The following is an 18289-nucleotide window of genomic DNA, read 5'->3' as shown; positions in this document are numbered from 1 at the left end:
TAATAAAAACAAAATGAGGGTAACCCCCTCATTTTATTCAATAATATCCCATTCAGTGAATTCCCTGTCCTGATATCAATCACTCACCAGAAACCTGAGCATCCGGCTTGCTGTAAATCAGTAATGGCGCAGATTGACCATTGACAACAGATTCATCTACAACAACTTTTCCTACATTATCCATCGATGGCAGATCATACATGGTGTCCAGCAATGCACCTTCAACAATTGAACGCAAACCACGAGCACCTGTCTTACGAACCATCGCTTTCTTAGCAATAGCGGTCAGTGCTTCAGCTCTGAATTCCAGATCGACGCCTTCGAGGTTAAACAATGCCTGATACTGTTTAGTCAACGCATTTTTAGGTTCTTTTAGAATCTGAATCAACGCTTCTTCACTCAATTCACTGAGTGTAGCAACAACAGGTAACCGTCCAATAAATTCAGGAATTAAACCAAATTTGATCAGATCTTCTGGTTCAGCCTGTGCAAGCAGTTCACCTTCAGTCGCTTTCTCTGACTCACCTTCCACCTTCGCACCAAAACCAATACCAGTACTGGTATTTAGACGCTGACCAATCACTTTATCCAGACCAGCAAACGCTCCGCCACAAATGAATAAGATTTTAGAAGTATCTACCTGTAAAAACTCCTGCTGAGGATGTTTGCGCCCGCCTTGAGGCGGAACTGCCGCAATCGTACCTTCAATCAGTTTTAATAGTGCTTGTTGTACACCTTCACCGGAAACATCTCGAGTAATTGACGGGTTATCAGATTTACGTGAAATTTTGTCAATTTCATCGATATAAACAATACCACGCTGGGCTTTTTGCACATCATAGTCACATTTTTGCAGTAATTTCTGAATAATGTTTTCTACGTCTTCCCCCACATATCCCGCTTCAGTCAGAGTAGTCGCATCTGCCATAGTAAAAGGAACATCAAGGTAACGGGCCAGCGTTTCAGCCAGCAGAGTCTTACCACTCCCTGTCGGTCCAATAAGCAGAATATTACTTTTACCTAATTCAACACCGTTACTCACATCGCCATTACGCAACCGCTTGTAATGGTTATAAACAGCAACAGCCAACACCTTTTTCGCCGTTTCCTGGCCGATCACATAATCATCCAGATGCTGACGGATTTCATGAGGAGTTGGTAATGCACTACGCTCACGATGTGGTACAAGCTCTTTAATTTCTTCGCGAATGATGTCGTTACATAAATCCACACATTCATCGCAGATATACACTGACGGACCAGCAATCAATTTCCGCACTTCATGTTGGCTTTTCCCGCAGAAAGAGCAATACAGCAGCTTTCCTGAACCGTCTTTGCGCTTATCTGTCATCAGTCACAACCTCACTTTATCAACTGCTACCCCAGATTCATCTGGCAAAGCAGGAAACTTCTGCTATTACCCCGAGCAACATTGCCTTACCAAATGCAATGGTAAGGCGAATATTTATATTATAGCTGCCGGGAATAATAAATTAATCGCGATGGGTAAAAATCTTATCAACCAACCCATATTCTACGGCTTCACTTGCTGATAAGAAACGATCACGTTCTGTATCTTTCTCGATTTCTTCGAGAGGTTTTCCCGTATGCTTTGCCATCAAACTATTCATACGCCCTTTAACTTTAAGTATTTCCTGAGCATGAATTTCAATATCTGAAGCCTGCCCTTGGAAACCACCCAATGGTTGATGGATCATGACCCGGGAATTTGGCAAACAGAAGCGTTTTCCTTCTGCACCAGCAGTCAATAAAAACGCCCCCATTGAACACGCTTGTCCCATACAGATAGTACTGACATCCGGTTTAATAAACTGCATAGTGTCATAAATAGACATTCCCGCAGTAATTACACCACCTGGTGAATTTATATATAAGAAAATATCTTTTTCCGGATTTTCTGCCTCAAGAAACAACATCTGAGCCACAATCAGGTTTGCCATATGGTCTTCAACCTGACCTGTCAGAAAAATAATACGCTCTTTTAACAGACGTGAATAAATATCGAACGAACGTTCCCCACGTGCAGTCTGTTCAATTACCATCGGCACCAAAGCCATATGAGGCACATATTGATCCCGCTTGTCGCTATATGACATTTCCGTCTCCTAATAGAATTCATGTTGGTGCCATTCATAACTGATTCTACTTGAGATAAGCGATGATGACCATGATTCAAAGTTAACCAATCAAGGGAAGACTACCCCTGAAAAATTTTGCAATCATATACATAATATGAAAAAGGATCTGGGGGTAAATCCACTTTTTTCAAGAAAAATCTCGTCTTCATATAGAATAAAAAAACCTACAGATAAATCTACGAGCTAGATTATTAACAGAGCGTTGTTTTTTTAGCCATCACTTTGTTGCAATAAAATATCGTACAAAAAAAGAGCTGATTGCCATGCTCATGTTTAAGGATATCACCTTCTACACAACTTATCCCTGAAAAGGTCTCCCTCAAAGAATGGGGAGTAGGCGCTTGGCACCAATCTGGTCAGTAAAGTAGATGCACTGAATACCATCAATAGCTAATCTGGCATCTCCCCATTAACCAAACCTTCATTTTTGAATTTCAGGACAATTATCTGTTCAAGAAGGACTCGTTTCAGCCGTTTTTCAACGAGGATTACCGGTGTGGTTTAAGATCACGCAAAAACTATTCCATTTGATAAAAGCTAAAAATTAGCCACTTGCGTTTATAATGGATTGATATTTCTGGTGAAAAACATAGAAAATGTCATAAGTTCTCCTTTGGTCCTCTCATTAACAATAAATTATTCAATCTTGTTAATTGATTGGAATTGATGTCATCAAAGGAAAAAGGAAATATTTTAATGTATCAAAATTTCGTAAAAATTAACTCGAGTGTAGTAGGTAAAAAAAACGCTATTGAAAATATTCCACTCGTAACCAAAAAGAAAATAACCTGGCATTTCGATAGAAAAAAATTTCTTTCCGAACATCTTAAAGAATTATTTGTTGTAGGTAACACTTATATTTATTCGTGGATGGATGAAAACGCAGAGGGATATCTAGGCGGATTTTGGGAAATATTTGAGTTAAGTAATGGCGGTTTTTTTGTAGCTCCTCCAGATGGTTATGTGGTTTCTCTTAAAAATAAATTTAAAGGTTATTTAAATTCTGAACAGTGTGGAATAGCTGTAACTTATTATACATTAAAATATTTCCAAAACCTGGCAAAACAGAAAAATGACAAATTACTTTATGAGCACTATTCAATGATGAAAAATTTTTTATTTGAATATATTGCTACATTTAACACCAGAACACAAAAACTGCTCATTTCCGTTATATCTTAATTTTTCTCTCAATCAATTATATCTGATTATTTCCTGTGACCAATCAGGCAAGCCACTAGAAGATGGAGTCATAAAAAACTTATACTATTTGCGAGAAATAAACCACTTCGTTATTGTAAAGTTAATTATTCGATTGCACGTACAACCAGGAAAACTGTAAAACCAAATTGATAAAATCTGACTGGATAACTGGTCAGATTTCCTTACTATTAATTTGTAGTATTATATAATCCTATTACTGATAAAGTGTTATTTTTTTAGGTTACCGCTCGTTTCTTTAAACAGATAAATTCAGATGAGTTAGAAAGTTCATCTCCGTAATACCGATACAAAACAAGCTGTCTTTCACCAGCTGGTCAATTATATCTAACATAGTGCAACACCAAATTCCGAACTTGTTTTACAAGCATTTTTCTGATAGTCGTCAACACGAACTAAATAGTAAGTTAAGTCTGAGCAGGCATCAATATGTTGCCTGCGACTCATCGTGATACTGATAACTTCCATATGCATATCGCTGTCAATCCTATTAACTATAAAGCAACCAACATATGGAAAGATTATGACATATTACAACAATACCTTAGAACACTTGATCGAAAATAGAGATTCACATCAGACGAATGATAATCAACCTACATACACCATCTGACAGTTGGAGAAAGCTTTCCTTATTAGGAGCGGATTAAGCCACGCTCTCTTCATTTTGATTCAGGGAAATTTTTCTTCAGGAAGTCAGAAAGTGAGCACACTGAATCTTTTATATGTTGAATTTCTAAATGGTAAAGATTCTCAATTTCAGCATTCGATAAAAAAAGATTCAATACTTTCTGTGCAAAGATATCATCTTGAATGTAGAAGTAACATTCCGGATAATTAAGCTTTTTAGCAATGGCAACCACAATTTTAAAGGATGGTGTATAGCGGCCAGTCTCATAATTTGAGATCATTTTTCGTATATCAACACCATCTAATTCAAGCAGTTCTGCCAACTCTACCTGCCTCAGTCCTCTGTGCAATCGTGCTTCTTTTAAACGTTTCGGTACCATTTTTTCCTCGCTCACTTTTTCAATAGCATAACGATTAAATCAAAAATGTGAGGTTCGCTTAGAAAGCAAAACTTGAATATAAAGTAAATTGTTGTATTATTACTTGATATTCACGCAACCATAAAATTTATTTATCTATTCCTACCTCGCGGATAGGAAATGGGGGCGGCTTCCCTAAAAACTAAGGAGGAAAGAGTGAACTGCTGGTATGTGCTCTATTGCACTGTTCAGGATGTCGAAAAAATTTCACGGCGAGTCAATGCATTAGATATCAATGTCTTTCGACCTATGTTGATAAAAGTCTCTCCTAGAACGGACTGCAATTCTTTCCGATATACCCAGAAGCCCATGCTTCCAAATTATCTTTTTCTGCAGTTTGATATCCATAAAGTTCACACAACAACAATTACTAATATTCCAGGAGCTATTGCATTTGTCCGTTTTGGAGGGGAACCTTGTATTGTTCCACAGCACATTATTAACGAATTGGAATATTCAAAAGAAGTTCTATTAAATCTTCAAGATAAGTCTGTGGAATGTCTTAGCGCTGATCCTTCACTTCTTGCTGAAATTAAGCATATTGCGCAAATTACTTCAGTACATGAACGCCAATGCGCATTTTTACGCTTTCTCGAAAACCGTGAAATCCGTTATAGCGTTGCCTGATTCTTTTAAAAAAGATACTTCTTTTCATCATCTAACCGCTAACGTTTATGTTAGCGTTTTTTTCTCATAGGCGTTTTCCATGTCAAAACGAAAACCAAGGGGGAAATCACTACAACAATAGTTATTGAGTAGGTCATCACCGATACCAAGAGTAATACCATCGTGCCCGTGAAATTAGTTAATTAACTAAAAATAATATCAAACCGAGTACTTTTGCAGTTTTTAATTAATCAATTTAGTAATCAAAATAGCAAGCTCTTATTAATGACATTCAAGAAGAAATTTCAATCACTGTAGGTAGTTCTGGACATAAAGGATCTCTTCTGATCGCCGTGATATTGCAAGTGTGTTTTTATCTGAATGTTCCGTATCTACTCCGAAAGCAAAGCAAGCTTCGGCAGATAAACTGGTCAATAACCAAATATTAAAAAATAAGCTTTAAGCAATCAGCTACAAAATCTAACCCACTATCCTCAACGACATAGGAATACCCATGAAACGTTATTCTCTTGCTGGATCGGCGGCTGTGTTATTATTGGCTGGATGTCAGACCCAAGTCTTAAATAATCCGCCCAAGGTACCTTCAGAAATAACCGTCGCTACTGAGCAACAACAAATTCTTGGAGTAGAAGGTGTCACAAAATCACCTAAAAATATGATGATGAAAAAGACTGAGGAGGAGTTTAAATCAAACACCTCCTCTTTCTTAGATAAAGGACATGAAAATAAAACAGCTATTGCTGCCTTAACTCCCCCCATGATAACCGTAAAAACACCTGTCATTGCTTCACAAAATACAGGAAAAATGGGAGTCACAAAGCAAGCTCTTAAGCCAGAAGTTATATCATCGAATACACTTAAAAGCACAACGACTCTAAAGCCAAGCAATTTAACACAGAATCCCCCCCTTGTTACCTCAGTTGAGAAACAATGGCGTATTGAAAAAGGAACGACATTAAAGGACGGCATTATGGCCTGGGCAGTAAAAGAAGTGTGCTCAGCGGCAGATTCCATTAATTGGACAGTGATATGGGAAACCCCGATTAATTATCGTATAGATGCCCTGTTGCAATTTAAAGGTAATTTTAAATCAGCACTCAATGGCATATTTAGTCTCTATAGAAACGCCCAAAAACCCCTGTATGTAGAAACCAATACACCACAATGTCTAATTCAGGTTATGGAACAATGAGGGGGAGTAATGGGGTATCTACTGCTTTCCTTCTTCCTTGTCATATTCACTCTGACAAGTTTTTATGAAAATCGCCAGAATTCACAGCAGGATGTTGTTGAAACCTTAACGATTATGACACAACGAGCAACTGAAACTGTTCAGTATATCAATGCGATAAATGATTACCTTTATGATCATCCCGACGTAAACACTACACCGAGTGAGGTGGTATTAAAACCTAACCAGATCGGCATGAAGCCAAATAATGAAATCTACCATGTAATTTTTAAGCAGCGTGTTTATGTATGGCAAAAACCTGAGCGTGGGTTAATGAATGCTCTCAAAACACAAACTCTATCTTCTGCGTTGCTTGGCACAGTTAAGCAACGTCACCTCATCGACAACAGTGGCAAAGATATGACCGTACCAGTACCGACAAGAATTCCCGATGGCGCGGTTGTCTATCTGAACTAATCAATAGGATAAAAGCATGCGTAATAAAATATTTGTTCTAACGCCAATATTGGCGGCGTTAGTTCTATCCGGCTGTGCCAGTATTGAGCGTATCAATAGCAATATGCAACATGCTGATAACGATTATGCCCGAGCACAAGAGCAAATGAACCAACTGAAATCAACAGGGCCGGTGGTTGGAGAAGCGAGAAGCCAGTGGATTAACCCTGTTCCAATTATTGAAAAACGCCAAACTCAAAAGTCCGTACCTGATTGCACCATTACACTAAATCGGCAAGGCAATATCACCCTCAACGAAATCTCTCAACGCATCGCCGGTGTTTGTCGAATCCCGGTGACGGTAACCCCTGATGTTTCAATGGTATTAGGTGGTACTGGAGGAAAAACCCAACAACCGACAAACAATATTTCACCGCCTGATGCGAACGGTATGGTGCCTCTAGCTACCATGGGAAATTCGTTTCCAGCTATACCCGCCAATCCTTCTGGTACGCTGAATGGGCTGTATTGGAGTGGCTCACTATCAGGGCTGCTTGATAGCGTGACCAGCCGATTAGGGGTGTCATGGCGTTACGAAAAGGGACGCATTTATCTCTACTACCTGGAAACTCGATCTTTCAATATTGCGTTTATGGATTCTAAAGCAGAATTCAATTCAAAAGTCGTCAGTGGTACGACATCAACAGCGGGAAACAGTGGTGGTCAAAGTGGAAACGCCATTACGGGTGACGCTAATACCTCACAGACGACCACAATGGAAATTAAATCCTCTCTGTATGCTGACTTGCAGGATTCCATTAAAACCATGTTGACTCCAAACGTTGGACGAATGTTCCTCTCGTCCGGGCATTTGACGGTTACTGATACACCGCAAGTTCTGGATGCTGTAGGACAATTTGTGGCGGAACGTAATAAAGAATTGAACCGTCAAGTTGTACTGAATGTGGAAGTCTTGAGCATTGAAAAACACAATAAAGATCAAATTGGTATTGACTGGAATGCCATATTTAGCAGCGGCAGTGTTGGAATGACGTTAACGAGTGGATTTTCCAGAGCAGCTGAAAACGCCATGACAGGAGGATTGTCTATTGTTGATGGTAAGTTAGCTGGTTCAAAAGGCTTTATCAAAGCGCTTTCTGAACAAGCTAAGGTCAGTGTAGTCACTCAACAGTCCAGTGCAACGACCAATATGACATCACTGCCTCTACAAGTTGCTGAGCAAGAGGATTATGTGGCGCAGGTGACTACTGAGTCTACCGCCAATGTCGGGACATCGACCTCTATCCAACCAGCCACAATTACAACCGGATTCAACATGACATTGCTGCCATACATCATGCCGGATGCGAATAACCTACAACTGCAATTTTCAATCAGTCTTTCTGATCCACCAACCCGAAGGACATTTACTAGTGGGGGAAGTTCGGTAGAACTGTTGAACACTAAATTGAAGACCGTCAATCAACGCGTCAACATGAAATCAGGGCAAACCATTGTACTTTCCGGATTCCAGCAGACTAACCGAAAAGCGGGGAAAGAAGGAGTTGGGCAGCCTTGGTTCTTTGGTTTTGGCGGTGGCCAACAGAATGAAGACGCAGACACAATGTTAGTGATCCTGATTACGCCAGTGATTTTACAGGAAATATAATGCAACAGCACAACAACACTATGATGGCCACGCCTGTCATTCGGGGGCATATTGCATTTCTTGCTGGCGTTACCTGGGAACCAGTTTCATCGCGTGATCGCAAAAATATCAAGGGATTGGCGCGACGGCTGGGTGCCGATCACGTAGTGACTTATCGTTACCGTGACAATGAAGGTCAAGCCCAGTTTGTGGCCGGACTGGTTCGTCGATCAACACTGACATTACCTAGAAAAATAAAGGGACTTTACTCATTGGGTTTGTTGATAGCCTCTCAACAGATTAAGAGTGGCTATGCCATTGTACCATTAGAGACGGACAAGTTTGCCTTTGTCAGCAGTATTGATGGTGTGTTGATCAATGATGTAGTCAGCAGTCGCCTCCATATCGAACAAGCACGAGAAACCTTTACGCAATTTAACCCTGAACCTAAAGATGGGTGGCAATGTTTTGCACCGACAGATTGGCACATTGACGGGAGCCAGCCATTTAATCTTGATTCATTCCTGAATGGACGTCGATTTCCTGTTTCTAGCCGCTTTTACTCAGCATCTATGAAAAAAACGCTGTTTAGCATGGCAGCATTCGGGATTGTAGTTCTGGTCAGTTACTGCGGTTGGACGCTTTACAGTGACTATCAGGAGGCGATTCGACAGGAGGCTGTCCGTCAGGCGATATTAGCTCAACAACAGGAAAATATATCGGCGAGTTCTGTCATTATTCCTCCATGGATTACCCAACCGCGATTGAAAAATTTTGTGGATACCTGCGCCGCACGTTGGCAGGCCGCTCCTATATCACTGGCTGGCTGGATCTTCAAGGAAGCACAGTGTTCTCAGGAGGGTTCCATCCGTTTTGCCTATGCCTTACCTGATGGCGGCAATGTCGGAGATTTTGCCCATCGAGTAAAACAAACGTTTGCTGAACATCCTTATTTCAATTTACCGGGGAATGGCGATATTGGTGGTTTTAACCAATCCATTTTATTTGAAATACCAGCTGATAAGCGCGAACTTCCAAAGGGGGAGGTACAAATCCAACGGTTAACGACATTCGCCCAACAGATGCGACTACCTATCATTCTTCAGGAAGAGGATAACCGCATTGTGACTCCCTCAGGAGAGGAATCGGTATTGCCCTGGCGGACATTTAGTTTGTCACTCGATACAACTATCCCACCCACTCAATTGTTTGAAGGGATAGATGATATCGGTATTCGACTCAATCAAATCACTCTGGTGTTAAGTCAGGGACGACTGAACTACAAAATTGAAGGAAAACTCTATGCAAAACAGTAAGTATTTATCCCTTATTGTTGTTCTAATCTCAAGTACATGCCTGCCTGCCAAAGCATCAACAACAGGAAACGAAACGACACAGGAGGCAAAACCGCCAGTGATGACAAACTATACCTTGCATCAACTGGAACAAATTCAGGCTGAAACAGTGATCCTGGAAGCGCAAGCAGCTCGAGCTCGGGCGCAAAAAGAGCTTGCTGAAAATGTCAGCGAAAATGTGACAACTACAATGCCTTCTATTACTGGCAGTGAAATACATTCATCGGTCATGCCCAGAATACAGCAGTTACCTCATATTCAAGAAATCTACGGTACAGGCAACCGGTTAATTGCCCGCTTAGGATTACCTGATGGCAGTTGGGTCGAAGCCACGACAGGACAACTTATTCCAGGTACAGAATACAAAATTAAAACGATCACTGCGCTCGAAGTCCGAGTATCTAACGGTTCAAATGAACGCTCTTTACCATTTAATTAAAAGAGGGATGGTATGACAAATTTTGTCATTGAATCACCGCCGCAGGAGATTGCTCGCTATATCTGCGTCACACCAAGGGAAGGTGACATACTGGATATTTGCTACGCGGAAAATCGTAGCGGGGATTTCTTGATACAAAACTATGTTAGTCGTGTACAGAAAGCTAACCCTGGTCGGACTCGTTGTAGAGCCGTTTCGTTAGATGAAGTAGTACAACTGAATGACGCTCAGCAAAATAATGGGACACAACTTTCACCGACTCAAAGCAAGGTTCTACACTACTTTCGGGAGGCGATTAAGCTTGGATCATCAGATTTGCATTTTACTATAGGGCGCGATAACAGCGATTTTTGCTATATCGAAGCACGGGTACATGGTGAATTGCAGGTGCTAGATTGCATTGATAAAGAGGAAGGTTGGGAACTAGCATCAACCATCGTGTTGTCGATGTGTGACGTGACGGAAAAACAGTTCTACCCCAACCAACATCAGGATGGCCGGATCGCTGAAGCATTTGTAAAACCACTAGGGATATTTGGCGCTCGTTACGCGCATATGCCAGCTGTCGGCGGGTTATATGCCGTTATGCGCTTGATTAAAAATGATGGTGCTCAGGTGCCGAGTTTTGAATCGCTGGGATTCCTACCGCAGCAAATAAGTACCATTAAGAGGCTGCTGTGTCGACCGGAAGGAATTATTATCCTGTCAGGTCCCACCGGTTCAGGGAAATCCACCACATTACGCACAGCATCTGCTGCCTATTTATCAATGAATGGATACACCAACCGTTTACCGGTGAAACGGTTACTGACCATTGAAGATCCCCCGGAAGGCCGTATACCCGGAGCCATTCAAACACCAATAATTGCGGATAAAAAGAACGTACAGGAAGTCAGTCGCGCCTGGTTACTTTCCATTGCCTATGCCTTACGCTCTGATCCAGATGCCATTCTGAACGGTGAAATTCGCGACTATGACTCGGCGATGGCGGCGATTAAAGCCGCAATGACCGGGCATTTGATGATGACCACACTGCATGCTAATAACCCTATCAACATTATTGAGCGTCTGGAAACCGAAGGTGTATCAGGCCAGTTAATCGCCGACCCTCAACTATTGATGGGATTAATCAGTCAACGTCTGGTTCAACGCATCTGTCCGCACTGTAAGCGTTCCTACGCATCAGTGGTCTCTCAATTGAACCCAGATGAGCGAACACTGATAGAACGCAACTGCCAACCTGAAAAGGTGTTTATGCGTCATGGCGACGGTTGTGAACACTGCTACAAAGGCATTATCGGACGTGTTGTTGTGGCTGAGGTAATTGCTCCAGATGCCCAGTTTTACAAACTATATCGAACTGATGGACCGACGGCTGCTAAAACCTACTGGCATCGTTCATTAGGGGGAATCACTCGTAATCAGCATGTCCTACATTATATCAATGCCGGAGAGGTCGATCCCTTGGCTGCTGATGCTATCTGCCCACTTGATGAAGACAGCTACACGCTGTTGAAGGAGGACTAGTGTTTAAGCAACAGCGAGAACATGCGTCATCCGTAGATGTTCAGGTGTCTGTGGTTGTTCGCTGGATATACCGTAAAACTTTTTCAGCCAAAGATCGGATTGCCTTTTACGACATGCTGGCATTCCTGCTGGATAACAATAAATCGCTGCGGCAGGCGTTTGTCGATATGCGTAATGTAGCAACGGACTTTGGCAAGAAAAAACATCCAATTGCGGTGCTACTGACGGATTGTATTCAAGCGCTGGATCAAGGTCAGGATGCGCTAGAAACCATACTGATGGACTGGATTCCAGTTCAGGAAGCTACCTTAATAGGTTCTGGGGTGTTGGCAGGTAATATTGCCGATGCTTTGCGTCGTGCCAGCCGCATTGTACAAGGGAAAAGTGAAATGACATCAGCGTTAACAGGGGCGGTAGTGTATCCCGCGTTTTTGCTTTTCCTTGTTGTATTGATGATGAATCTGGTGTGTGACAAATTTATTCCTCAGTTGGCGAAATTGGTTCCGCGAGAGAAGTGGCAAGGGCCACTAAAACAACTGACCGATATTTCGGAATTTTTTGTTCATCATGGCGTGGTCATTATTTCCATTCTGTTACTGCTTTCAGGGCTGATTTATTGGTCATTGGGACATTGGCAGCATCGGAAAATTGCCGATCTCCTGCCACCTTGGTCTGTTTACCGAACTGTTCAGGGTGTCTATTTCTTGCTCAACATTGCTGCATTATTGCGGGTCAATATCCAGGTATTAAATGCCGTGAAAATGTTGGGCGAAACCGCCAGCCCCTGGCTAGAAACTCGAATCAACGAAACCGTGCGTTACATGAGTCAGGGCCAACATCTGGGACTGGCTTTAAAGAGTACCGGTTACCACTTTCCATCAAAAGATTGTGTTAACCAAATGATGTTATTAACGGAGGGAAGTGGCACCGAAAATATTCTGGAACATTATGCTGATCGCTGGCTGGAGCAAACCATTAAACAGGTCAAGAAGAAGGCTGCGTATTTAATGGCACTGTGCTTCTTGTTGGTGTTTTCATACATGTTGCTACTGTTACTGGCAACGAAGGATTTGAATAATCTAGTTAATCAAATGGGGTAAATAATGAGTGTAAACATAAAGGATCACATAATGATGGTTGATACAGAAAAAGCAGCTGAACAACAGAGAAATATGCCTCTGCACCGGGGATTCCTGAGTATAGAAATGATGGGCGTACTGGCCATTATCGCAGTTGCGATTGTGCTGTCTGTAGGGGCTGTATCTGGGATGTTCAGCAAAAATACAATTAATGACGAGATATCTAATGTACAGATGCTGGTCACACAATCACGAGGAATGCTGAAAACACAAGGTGAATATCCATTTACGAGTGCGGCCAAAATGACAGGAACTCTGGTACAGTTTGGTGGAGTGCCCGGCAACATGACCATTAATGGAGATAAGTCTTCAGGAAATGCCAAAATTGCCAATGGCTGGGGAGGTGATGTCATCGTTTCACCAGAAAAAATTCAAGGCTCAACCAACAATAAAGGGTTTTCTATCACCTATAAAAATGTGCCTCAGGAAGCTTGCACTATGATGGTAACTAAATTGAGTGGTAGTGCCATGATCCATGAAGTGAATATCTCAGGAACCAATAATATTGGTGCTATTAGCGCCGAAAAAGCAGGTACTCAATGTAAAGCTGACAATGGCTCAGTTGGCATAAACACGATTATCTTTAAATCAAACAGTTAATTGAATTATAAAGATTCACCCTTTTTCCGACAGAAAAGGGGAAGTTCCCCTTTTCTATTTTTTAGGCGGGAAAGATGAAAATAAAAGCATTATTGTTGATTGCTGCTATTGTTTTTTGTTTTCGTACTCATGCCTTCTGTTTTAATGAAGCAGGGGCAAAATACCGAATTGATCCCTTATTACTGAAAGCGATCGCAACACAGGAAAGTGGCCTTAACACACAAGAAATTAATATCAATCGCAATATAAAGGGCAAGATTCTTAGTATCGATTATGGCCTGATGCAAATTAATTCTATGCATATTCCAGAATTAAAACTTCTGGGAATAATTCAGTCTAAAGATGATCTATTAAATAATTCGTGTCTGAATATACAAATAGGCGCTTGGATTTTAGCAAAACATCTACAGAAATGTGGAATTAACTGGACATGCCTTGGTTCATACAACGCCGGATTTAAAAAAGATAATGATAGCAAGCGAATGAATTATGCCAGAAAGATATATGCCTTGTATTTACCCTCATTACAGGAAAAAAAGTGATGAATTACTGGCAAACAACATTCGGTTATATAGTGCTGGCTGGCATTCTGTCAATTCAGTGGCAACTGCTGGCTGCATATGTAGCAAGACGCTTTTTATCCATGTATAACGAATCTCCACTTTCATCGGTCTGGCCTTTTGTAAAGTATGTCATTCCGATGTTTACTCTGTTTTCCGTGATGATGGCCTGGAATGAGATATCTTTAATTCATCTTTTATTCTTCATTATCTGTAGCGGATTTCTATCACTGTTTATTTTTTTGGATAGTGCCAGTCGCTGTTTGCCTCAGTGTTTTACAGTGACATTCTGGCTGATAGGAACCGTTTATCGTTCCTTGATACATCCAGACACATTATTCTTCACTACATTCACCTCACTGATATTGTTTGGCGTGCTGTGGTATGTACGAGCGGCCTATAACCAGTGGGCAGAACAGGAGTTATTCGGTCTTGGCGATGTATACCTAATAACAGGATTAGGAATGTGGTTTTCTATGCTGTTTTTATTTTGGATTATTGGGATCGCTGCGGTGATAGGAACGCTATTTCTGCTGATTAAAAAAATACGTGACCCATTGCGGTGGCAGGAACAAGCAGCTTATCGAACTGCACCATTTGCACCATTCTTATGTGGAGTCGCGGCAGCGTGGTTGCCGTGGATTATCGGAGGTTGAGAAAGTGAACAAAAAGTCTCTTACTACATTGATGCCACATCGTGGTTTTGTCTCGCTGGAAGTATTGGCCGCTCTGGCTATCATCTCATTAGGGACAATTTATGCTGCTGAAAAGTACAGTGAATATCTTAATGAAAAAGAATGGAGTGTAGCAGCTACACACTCCAGCACATTTAATGAAGCCGCTAAGCAATATATAGCTGACAACACGGATACAATCTTGACTAAACCCTTACCATTTCGCATCACTTCCTCCTTACTGATAAAAGAAGGCTATCTTCAAAAAGGATTTTCGGAGAAAAACAGTTTTAGTCAAAGCTATGTAACCGGCGTAGTTAAAAACAGTAAACTTAAGAACAAACTTCAGGCTTTGACATGCAGCGTCAATGGTTCAGAGATTACCTACAAAGGCTTAAGGGCGATATCAACGCAAATTTCAGGGTTAGGCGGATATATTGATGCAAAAAATATTGCGACAGGAGCTTATAATGGTTGGAGCAGTCAGCCCAAAGATTTTGGTATTGATTGTAAAAAGGGGCATATTGCAATAGCACTTTCATCGGAAGTATTAGGTACAGCATTACAGGAAAGTGACCGCCTTTATCGTTTTAATGTTAACAATAGACCTGAGCTAAATCGTATGTATACGTCTATTGATATGAATGGTAATAATTTGGACAACGCCGATAAAGTTAATGCAAAAACGGGGCAATTTTCGAAAAATGTGATATCAGAAGGTGATATTAAAAGTAACAGTGGTTGGCTTGTGACACAAAACAATAAAGGCTGGATAAACAGTACCTATGAAGGTGGCTTTTATATGTCAGATAAAGATTGGATACGTAGCGTCAACAATAAGGGGATTTATTCAGGTGGACAAATTAAAGCAAAAGAACGTCTTACTACCGAAGAATATCTGTTATTAGAAAAAGTTGCAGTTGTTGGAACGCCGTGTTCTCCAAAGGGTTTAATCAGTCGAGATAAAGAAGGAGCTATTTTATCTTGCCAATCTGATAAATGGAGTAAATCAGGTGGTACAACAGCCCAATTATCCGAAAAAGGATGGTGGAAAGATGAAGGAACGGGATTAATCTATCAATGGTCTGATGGTATTTGGGTAGGAAGAGAAGAAGAAAGACAATATATTAAATTTCCAATGCCATTCCCAAATAAAACATTATCTCTATCGGTTACCGCCAAAATAAATAGTCGAACATATGGAGATATGTTTTTTCAAATTTACGATTTTGATAAAAATGGTGTAACCGTCATTCCAAATGGTGATAATTACGGTTCGCAAATAAAGCCTTACGTGATTGCCATAGGTTATTAGATATAAAAATCAGGCTGTCATCAAAAAGAACCATTTTTATTATTGACTGATTTAACAAAAAAATTTTCATTTTCCTATTATACTTACAACTGGATTTAATGATATTTTTCACATCGCTGTCAATAAATCTATTTCTCCAAATAACACCACCGAATAAATATTAAATCCACCGCAAAATTTAAAGTAATATTTACTATATATTTAAAATAACAATATACCTGTTATCTTTCAAGTTGCCTCTTTGTTGGCTGCACTCACTCACCCCGGTCACAGAGTTATCTATGCTCCCGGGGATTCGCTCCCTTGCCGTCGCGATCCATCTTGAAATCTATTGGGAATAAAAGTCATACAAAAATTTCATAGCTTTAGCAAGATTGGCCCGCAGATAAATCTGCGGGTCCATTCTTATAGAAACAATGAATTCATTATCTCATGGCAAAGCTAAAACTTATGCCATTTGATTCTGATTCATTAACTCATTGAAAGTAGTTTCTTTTTCTGAAACTTTTGCTTTACCCAGAAGAACTTCAACAGCTTGTTCTTCCAAAGCGATATTACGAACATTGCTCATCAATTCTTGGTTTTTACCATAGAATTCGATCACTTCCTGAGGATCTTCATAAGCAGAAGCCATTTCCTCAATCAGTCCTTTAACACGCTCTTCGTCAGCTTTCAGTTCATTGCTACTGATAACTTCGCCTAATAACAGGCCAACAACAACGCGACGTTTAGCTTGTTCCTCAAACAACTCACGAGGCAATTCCAGAGCTTGTTTTTCATTGCCACCGAAACGCTGAGCAGATTGACGACGCAGAACATCGATTTCACTATTAACAACTGCCGCAGGAACTTCAATTTCGTTAGCCTTAACCAAGCCATCGATAACCTGAGATTTAATACGGTTACGAACTGCATTTTTCAATTCACGTTCCATATTCTTACGTACTTCTGCACGCAGACCGTCAACTGTACCGTCAGTGATACCGAAACGTTTGATGAACTCTTCAGTCAATTCTGGCAGTTCACGCTGTTCCACTTTTTTCAAAGTGATAGCAAACTTAGCGGCTTTACCTTTCAGGTTTTCAGCATGGTAATCTTCTGGGAAGTTCACATCAATAGTGAATTCTTCGCCTGCTTTATGCCCAACAATCCCCTCTTCGAAACCAGGGATCATACGGCCCTGGCCCATAGCCAGAACAAAGTCAGATGCTTTACCGCCTTCGAACTCTTCGCCATCAATAGAACCGTTAAAGTCAACAGTAATACGATCTTCTGCACTAACTGCTTCTTCGGTTTCTTTCCAGTCAGCTTGCTGCTTACGCAAAGTTTCCAGCATTGCGTCAACATCTTCGTCTTTTACTTCAACAACAGGTTTCTCAACTTCAATGTTTTCCAGATCTTTCAGCTCAACTTCTGGATAAACTTCGAACTCAACAGAAAAAGTGAAGTCTTCACCATCTTTGAACTGCTCCGGCGCATAGCTTGGAGCGCCAGCTGGATTGATCTTTTGTTCGATGATTGCATTAATAAAATTACGTTGCATCAGATCACCCAGAACATCCTGGATAACAGAAGCACCATAACGTTGTTTAATGATATTCATAGGCACTTTGCCTTTACGGAAACCATCAATACGAACTTTTTTTGCTACATTGACCAACTCACTACTAACTGCTTTTTCGATATCGGCAGCAGGAACGGTGATTGTCACACGACGCCCAAGGCCTTGAGTGGTTTCAACAGAAACTTGCATCTTTTTACCTCAAAAAAATCATAGTGCTCGGTCAACTCCAGAGACCATGCAACAGGTACGCATTCTGTGTACCAATCACAACACTCTCTAAGAACCGGGGCGGTCGCATTTAAAAACCGAGAATCCCTGATGTCAGAAGCGTCCCGAAACCATTCTAAAAATTAGACGCGACATTATAGCGATGCAGACGGTGTGAGTCGAGAATTGCTGACAAAAGCCCGAACATTCATCAAGTTCATACAATAACAATGATTCAGCTAGAGACTGTAATTTAAATTGTGTATTTGCCTGCTTTTGATATGTTACATCCAACAACAAAGCAGGCATATTATGGACGAGAAAAAACTTAAAGCACTTGCAGCTGAATTTGCAAAAGGCATCAAAACGGAAGCTGACCTTAATCAGTTCACCCGAATGCTGACTAAACTTACCGTCGAAACTGCATTAAATGCAGAGCTGACTGAACATTTAGGGCATGAAAAAAATGCAGCTAAATCAGGCTCTAATACTCGTAATGGCTATTCCTCTAAAACGTTACTGACCGATGATGGCGAGTTTGAATTGACCACGCCACGGGATCGTGAAGGCAGCTTTGA

General features: G+C 40.9%; 20 protein-coding genes. 15 read left to right on the top strand and 5 right to left on the bottom strand.

Annotation, left to right across the window (positions count from 1 at the left end):
• Positions 1-79 precede the first annotated feature (79 nt).
• Together clpX and clpP are read right to left on the bottom strand one after the other, a co-directional pair.
• Complete coding sequence (gene clpX / locus BO26_RS02645; protein ID WP_036768541.1) at positions 80-1351, bottom strand: ATP-dependent protease ATP-binding subunit ClpX; 1272 nt, start codon at positions 1349-1351, stop codon at positions 80-82.
• A gap of 142 nt (positions 1352-1493) precedes the next feature.
• Positions 1494-2117 (bottom strand): ATP-dependent Clp endopeptidase proteolytic subunit ClpP, encoded by a 624-nt coding sequence (gene clpP, locus BO26_RS02640; RefSeq protein WP_036768540.1) that lies wholly within the window; start codon positions 2115-2117, stop codon positions 1494-1496.
• Between the two features lie 708 nt (positions 2118-2825).
• Here clpP and BO26_RS02635 point away from each other — a divergent pair.
• On the top strand, positions 2826-3341 hold the full coding sequence (locus tag BO26_RS02635; protein ID WP_081861820.1) for an antirestriction protein: 516 nt from the start codon (positions 2826-2828) through the stop codon (positions 3339-3341).
• 366 nt (positions 3342-3707) lie between these two features.
• Here the strand turns inward: BO26_RS02635 and BO26_RS23660 are convergent, their stop codons facing one another.
• Complete coding sequence (locus BO26_RS23660; RefSeq protein WP_477707001.1) at positions 3708-3848, bottom strand: hypothetical protein; 141 nt, start codon at positions 3846-3848, stop codon at positions 3708-3710.
• Between BO26_RS23660 and BO26_RS24580 the strand changes: the two genes are divergently transcribed.
• Positions 3810-3947, top strand: a complete 138-nt coding sequence (locus BO26_RS24580; protein ID WP_110882653.1) for a relaxase/mobilization nuclease domain-containing protein — start codon at positions 3810-3812, stop codon at positions 3945-3947. The genes BO26_RS23660 and BO26_RS24580 overlap by 39 nt on opposite strands.
• Positions 3948-4042: 95 nt before the next feature.
• Here the strand turns inward: BO26_RS24580 and BO26_RS02630 are convergent, their stop codons facing one another.
• A complete protein-coding gene (locus BO26_RS02630) occupies positions 4043-4390 on the bottom strand; it encodes a helix-turn-helix transcriptional regulator (RefSeq protein ID WP_036768537.1) in 348 nt (115 codons plus the stop codon).
• 159 nt (positions 4391-4549) lie between these two features.
• On the opposite strand from BO26_RS02630, the gene BO26_RS21840 reads away from it, so the two are divergent.
• The 12 genes from BO26_RS21840 to pilV all read left to right on the top strand — a co-directional run bounded on the left by BO26_RS21840 (position 4550) and on the right by pilV (position 15940).
• Positions 4550-5056 (top strand): transcription termination/antitermination NusG family protein, encoded by a 507-nt coding sequence (locus BO26_RS21840; protein ID WP_036768535.1) that lies wholly within the window; start codon positions 4550-4552, stop codon positions 5054-5056.
• Between the two features lie 493 nt (positions 5057-5549).
• Positions 5550-6248 carry a toxin co-regulated pilus biosynthesis Q family protein gene (locus BO26_RS21460; protein ID WP_051690846.1) on the top strand — a complete coding sequence of 233 codons (699 nt, stop codon included), beginning with the start codon at positions 5550-5552 and terminating at the stop codon, positions 6246-6248.
• Positions 6249-6257: 9 nt separating this feature from the next.
• Positions 6258-6704 carry a type IV pilus biogenesis protein PilM gene (gene pilM / locus BO26_RS02615; protein WP_036768533.1) on the top strand — a complete coding sequence of 149 codons (447 nt, stop codon included), beginning with the start codon at positions 6258-6260 and terminating at the stop codon, positions 6702-6704.
• 16 nt (positions 6705-6720) lie between these two features.
• A complete protein-coding gene (gene pilN / locus BO26_RS02610; protein ID WP_036768532.1) occupies positions 6721-8352 on the top strand; it encodes a PilN family type IVB pilus formation outer membrane protein in 1632 nt (543 codons plus the stop codon).
• Positions 8352-9647, top strand: coding sequence for a type 4b pilus protein PilO2 (pilO2, locus tag BO26_RS02605; protein ID WP_036768530.1), 1296 nt, complete (start codon positions 8352-8354; stop codon positions 9645-9647). Before pilN ends, pilO2 begins: the two co-directional genes overlap by 1 nt.
• On the top strand, positions 9634-10125 hold the full coding sequence (gene pilP, locus BO26_RS02600; protein ID WP_051690845.1) for a type IV pilus biogenesis protein PilP: 492 nt from the start codon (positions 9634-9636) through the stop codon (positions 10123-10125). The genes pilO2 and pilP overlap by 14 nt, the downstream gene beginning before the upstream one ends.
• A gap of 12 nt (positions 10126-10137) precedes the next feature.
• Positions 10138-11652: a GspE/PulE family protein gene (locus BO26_RS02595; RefSeq protein ID WP_036768528.1), complete on the top strand. Its 1515-nt coding sequence runs from the start codon at positions 10138-10140 to the stop codon at positions 11650-11652.
• The gene (locus tag BO26_RS02590; RefSeq protein ID WP_036768526.1) at positions 11652-12752 is read left to right on the top strand and encodes a type II secretion system F family protein; all 1101 of its coding nucleotides are present in this window, start codon (positions 11652-11654) and stop codon (positions 12750-12752) included. Before BO26_RS02595 ends, BO26_RS02590 begins: the two co-directional genes overlap by 1 nt.
• A gap of 30 nt (positions 12753-12782) precedes the next feature.
• Positions 12783-13391: a type 4 pilus major pilin gene (locus tag BO26_RS02585; protein ID WP_236637237.1), complete on the top strand. Its 609-nt coding sequence runs from the start codon at positions 12783-12785 to the stop codon at positions 13389-13391.
• Positions 13392-13465: 74 nt separating this feature from the next.
• On the top strand, positions 13466-13933 hold the full coding sequence (locus BO26_RS02580) for a lytic transglycosylase domain-containing protein (RefSeq protein ID WP_051690844.1): 468 nt from the start codon (positions 13466-13468) through the stop codon (positions 13931-13933).
• A complete protein-coding gene (locus tag BO26_RS02575) occupies positions 13933-14607 on the top strand; it encodes a prepilin peptidase (RefSeq protein WP_036768524.1) in 675 nt (224 codons plus the stop codon). The genes BO26_RS02580 and BO26_RS02575 overlap by 1 nt, the downstream gene beginning before the upstream one ends.
• A gap of 4 nt (positions 14608-14611) precedes the next feature.
• Complete coding sequence (pilV, locus tag BO26_RS02570) at positions 14612-15940, top strand: shufflon system plasmid conjugative transfer pilus tip adhesin PilV (RefSeq protein ID WP_157835520.1); 1329 nt, start codon at positions 14612-14614, stop codon at positions 15938-15940.
• Between the two features lie 448 nt (positions 15941-16388).
• Here the strand turns inward: pilV and tig are convergent, their stop codons facing one another.
• On the bottom strand, positions 16389-17693 hold the full coding sequence (tig, locus tag BO26_RS02565; RefSeq protein ID WP_036768523.1) for a trigger factor: 1305 nt from the start codon (positions 17691-17693) through the stop codon (positions 16389-16391).
• 330 nt (positions 17694-18023) lie between these two features.
• On the opposite strand from tig, the gene BO26_RS02560 reads away from it, so the two are divergent.
• A partial coding sequence (locus tag BO26_RS02560; protein ID WP_036768521.1) for a transposase occupies positions 18024-18289 on the top strand: 266 nt, incomplete at its 3' end.

Source organism: Photorhabdus australis DSM 17609, from assembly GCF_000711895.1.
GTDB classification, from domain to species: Bacteria; Pseudomonadota; Gammaproteobacteria; order Enterobacterales; family Enterobacteriaceae; genus Photorhabdus; species Photorhabdus australis.
The sequence above is the reverse complement of the archived record's forward strand: the minus strand, read 5'-3'. Positions and strand labels throughout refer to the sequence as shown.

Bases quoted from the DNA above. Each gene is read 5' to 3' on its own strand.
- clpX (WP_036768541.1), bottom strand. From the start codon at position 1,351: ATGACAGATAAGCGCAAAGACGGTTCAGGAAAGCTGCTGTATTGCTCT.
- clpP (WP_036768540.1), bottom strand. From the start codon at position 2,117: ATGTCATATAGCGACAAGCGGGATCAATATGTGCCTCATATGGCTTTG.
- BO26_RS02635 (WP_081861820.1), top strand. From the start codon at position 2,826: ATGTCATCAAAGGAAAAAGGAAATATTTTAATGTATCAAAATTTCGTA.
- BO26_RS24580 (WP_110882653.1), top strand. From the start codon at position 3,810: ATGTTGCCTGCGACTCATCGTGATACTGATAACTTCCATATGCATATC.
- BO26_RS23660 (WP_477707001.1), bottom strand. From the start codon at position 3,848: ATGGAAGTTATCAGTATCACGATGAGTCGCAGGCAACATATTGATGCC.
- BO26_RS02630 (WP_036768537.1), bottom strand. From the start codon at position 4,390: ATGGTACCGAAACGTTTAAAAGAAGCACGATTGCACAGAGGACTGAGG.
- BO26_RS21840 (WP_036768535.1), top strand. From the start codon at position 4,550: ATGGGGGCGGCTTCCCTAAAAACTAAGGAGGAAAGAGTGAACTGCTGG.
- BO26_RS21460 (WP_051690846.1), top strand. From the start codon at position 5,550: ATGAAACGTTATTCTCTTGCTGGATCGGCGGCTGTGTTATTATTGGCT.
- pilM (WP_036768533.1), top strand. From the start codon at position 6,258: ATGGGGTATCTACTGCTTTCCTTCTTCCTTGTCATATTCACTCTGACA.
- pilN (WP_036768532.1), top strand. From the start codon at position 6,721: ATGCGTAATAAAATATTTGTTCTAACGCCAATATTGGCGGCGTTAGTT.
- pilO2 (WP_036768530.1), top strand. From the start codon at position 8,352: ATGCAACAGCACAACAACACTATGATGGCCACGCCTGTCATTCGGGGG.
- pilP (WP_051690845.1), top strand. From the start codon at position 9,634: ATGCAAAACAGTAAGTATTTATCCCTTATTGTTGTTCTAATCTCAAGT.
- BO26_RS02595 (WP_036768528.1), top strand. From the start codon at position 10,138: ATGACAAATTTTGTCATTGAATCACCGCCGCAGGAGATTGCTCGCTAT.
- BO26_RS02585 (WP_236637237.1), top strand. From the start codon at position 12,783: ATGATGGTTGATACAGAAAAAGCAGCTGAACAACAGAGAAATATGCCT.
- BO26_RS02580 (WP_051690844.1), top strand. From the start codon at position 13,466: ATGAAAATAAAAGCATTATTGTTGATTGCTGCTATTGTTTTTTGTTTT.
- BO26_RS02575 (WP_036768524.1), top strand. From the start codon at position 13,933: ATGAATTACTGGCAAACAACATTCGGTTATATAGTGCTGGCTGGCATT.
- tig (WP_036768523.1), bottom strand. From the start codon at position 17,693: ATGCAAGTTTCTGTTGAAACCACTCAAGGCCTTGGGCGTCGTGTGACA.